Raw genomic sequence first — 1,379 nt, 5'->3', positions numbered from 1 at the left:
GCGCCGTCGGCGCGCCGGCGAGCGCGTCGCGGATCGGGCCGAGGCTGGCGTCGTCGGTGGCCGAGACGTGGCCCTCGTCCTGATGTCCGAAGCGGCCGGCGCGTCCCGCGATCTGGCGGATCTCGGGGTTGGTGAGCGGGCGGGTCGCCGTGCCGTCCCACTTCGCGACGGCCGAGAAGATCACGCGCTTGAGCGGCCCGAGGTTCAGGCCCATGCCGATCGCGTCGGTGGTGACCAGCACCTCGGCCTCGCGGTCGCGGAAGCGCCGCGCTTCCGCCCGCCGCACCTCCGGCGAGAGCGCGCCGTAGATGGTGGCGACGCTGCGCCCGGCCGCCACCAGCGCCTCGCGGTTCTCGTGCACGGCCCGGCGCGAGAAGGCGACGACGGCGTCCCCCGGCTGCACGGATTCGAGCGGAACGGGCTCACCGAGCGCCACCAGCGGGGTCTTGCGCACGAAGGTGACCACGTCGAGGGATTCGCCCGCGGCCTCCGCCGCTCGGCGGACATGCGAGAGCGCGTCGTCCGAGCCGCAGACGATCACGGTCCGCGCCGGAATCCCGAACAGCGCGTTGGTCCAGGCCCAGCCGCGGTCGGGGTCGGACAGCATCTGGATCTCGTCGATCACCGCGACCTCGACCGGGCGGCGCAGGTCAGCGGTCTCGATGGTGCGCGCGGTGTGGCTCGGGTCCGGCTCGCCCAGGATCTCCTCGCCGGTGACCATGCCGGCGCGCAGGCCCCGCTCCAGCAGGGCCTCGTAGTTCTCCAGCGCGAGCAGGCGCAGCGGCGCGAGGTAGGTCCCGGTCGGCGCCTTCGCCAGCATTTCGAGCGCCGCGTAGGTCTTGCCGGAATTGGTCGGGCCCATGTGGAAGACGATGCGCCGGTTCAGCCGGCGGGCGGGCACGAACTTGTCGATGTAGGAGCCGAACCCGACCCGGTCGCGCAGGCGCCGCCGTCCGGATTCCTCGCGCGCCACCACCTTCGCCCGCGTCCGCACGGTCTTCAGGGTGTCGAGGATCGCGTGGGCGAGGTTCGGGGAGGGCGTGAAGACGCGGGCGCGCAGCGACCGGTCGAGGTGGGCGATGTAGGTGGGCGCGTCCGCCCCGATCTCGTGGAGGTCGTCGCGGATCTGGTCGCGCAGGCGCGCCACCGTCCGGTGGAGCGTGCGCGCGAACCCGGCCGCGGTCTCGGCAAGCGCCGCCCGCAGGTCGTCGAGCCGCCAGGCCGGATCGTTGCCGAGCGCCATCTCCTCCAGGATCTCGGCCGCCGCCTCGCCCGGCGGCGCGTCGAGGCGCAGGTCGAGGCGGCCGTCGTCGAGGAGCGGCAGGCTCACCCGGAGATGCCAGGCGAGGGCGCCGTCCCGCGCCGGCTCGGCCCGGAGC

1 protein-coding gene is annotated in these 1,379 nt (G+C 74.4%); it reads right to left on the bottom strand.

Features of this window, described 5'->3' with window-relative positions; genetic code table 11:
• Window positions 1-1,379, bottom strand: a 1,379-nt coding sequence (locus FV222_RS26185; RefSeq protein WP_281406932.1) for a helicase-related protein, incomplete at both ends; no start/stop codon positions are given.

The organism is Methylobacterium sp. WL103 (genome assembly GCF_008039885.1).
Classification (GTDB): domain Bacteria; phylum Pseudomonadota; class Alphaproteobacteria; order Rhizobiales; family Beijerinckiaceae; genus Methylobacterium; species Methylobacterium cerastii.
This window is presented reverse-complemented; position numbering and strand designations above follow the sequence as displayed.